The following is a 1,668-nucleotide window of genomic DNA, read 5'->3' as shown; positions in this document are numbered from 1 at the left end:
CTTTTGGGTGTATATTACTCAAATGACACAGATTTATGAACACTACCTTAAACTGACATTTTCCACTGGATAGTAAATCGAGCAGCTCTAATGTAGTTATCGATAACTGGAAAGCTCCAAGGTTATGCATTGTATTCTTGTGATGTTCAGGAACGCGTCCCTCTTCCATGCAGTAAACGATTCCATTGTTTGGTGAAATAGAACCCTTATAGTCCCTATTACAAGCATACTTCTTGTTGATTTTTATTAATTTGCTTTTGACACCCTGAATCAACGGCTTCACTTGCTTACTTAACTCTACAGAGCGAGTTTGCCCGACTGACATTTTAGACTGTATGCGAGCTATTTCTTTATCGAGTTCAATTTCTGTCTTAGTTAACAAACCACCTTTCGGACCGCTAACGTCGACAAACAATATGTCTTCAAGAGAGTCATTTACATCGTCTGAGATTACATAATCAGGAGTATGATAGCTCTCAAGTTGTGACATTTTTCGAAGAGAAAGGTAACGGCTGTTTCCTCCATTTTTTATCTCCTCCTCATAACGTTCTATATCTGAGTCTTTTAATCTAAATTTCTTTAGCAAGTATTCACCTGCAAACTCTTCACTATTCATTGAAACCTCATGTTGAGCAAACACCATAATGCTTAACAGCTATATAGCACGCATGCGCGTTTTAGTCCTCGGAGGAGTATAAACGCGCATCGCTATCTGTTTGTATTAGCTGGATATAATACCATTTAGTCCAAATATCCCTTGCAGCTAAACGCGCATGCGCGGTTTCCAAACCTATTATCTACCCGCTGCACTTTTCAACTATATGAATTTAATGCTATTTTTTTAAAAGTTACGGAAATAACGCGCAAACTTAGCTGCAAATTCCCGGCATATTGTCAGGAACGTCAATAATACTGTATAAAAAATCAGTTCTGAGGTACTTACCATGAGCGCTTCAAGCCCTGCAACCAAGCACCTTAAACCCAAGCCCCTAAAACCCAAGCCCTACAAAAAGCGTTAAGTAAAGCCATGGCTACCGCACGGGCGCGACATGTTGTTCGTCCCTACATTCCGTTGAAAACGGAAAAGTGTTGTTACTTTCGCCCTTAAGCTTAAGGAAGTACTAAAGCTAAGCGTTTGAATTGGTTATACAATACCCAGCCCGAATTCAGATAATAAGTGCACCACTCATGGTTAAACGGTGAGGAGAGATCAACTGCCTGTTGGTGATACTCTGTAGTCGCCAAACAAACATGAGTAGTTACCATGAATTACAAGCAGTTGATCGAGGGACAACGATACCAGATTGAGGCCTATTTACGCGAGGGTTTCAGTTATCGGGAGATAGGAAAACGTCTGAAAGTCAGCCACAGCACAATCAGCCGGGAAGTAAATCGCAATCGAATTCGGGATAACCATTACTTGCCGGTAAAAAATCAAGCCACCCATTGTAAAACAATAACCTAATCTTCTTTCTGTCTATGTTCAAGCACCGTTAGGGGATTTGAGCACACTAAGGTCGAAAGATATCCGTGAGATGCAGAGGCTTGATGAAATCGAACCTATTTCACGCAAAAATGCGAGATTTGAGCCGTGCTAGCCCCACCCATGGTTCAGGGGGTTTCAATGACTGCGGTTGAGATAAATAGTGTGGGGTTCAGGCCGTTTGA

At 41.3% G+C, this 1,668-nt stretch carries 1 protein-coding gene and 1 pseudogene; one reads left to right on the top strand and one right to left on the bottom strand.

Translation table 11 applies throughout. The annotated features are described in order from the left end of the window. The coding region (locus RC73_RS19565; RefSeq protein WP_152608476.1) for a hypothetical protein at nt 1–616 on the bottom strand (616 nt) is incomplete at its 3' end. A 648-nt stretch (nt 617–1,264) separates the two neighbouring features. On the opposite strand from RC73_RS19565, the pseudogene RC73_RS20400 reads away from it, so the two are divergent. Beyond that, nucleotides 1,265–1,453, top strand: a pseudogene (locus RC73_RS20400) (helix-turn-helix domain-containing protein); the annotation flags it as partial. Between the last annotated feature and the right edge of the window lie 215 nt (nt 1,454–1,668).

Origin of the sequence: Shewanella sp. ECSMB14102, assembly GCF_000813075.1 — a bacterium.
In the GTDB taxonomy this organism is placed as follows: domain Bacteria; phylum Pseudomonadota; class Gammaproteobacteria; order Enterobacterales; family Shewanellaceae; genus Shewanella; species Shewanella indica.
Note: the sequence above shows the minus strand (reverse complement) of the source record. Positions and strands in the feature narration are given on the sequence as shown.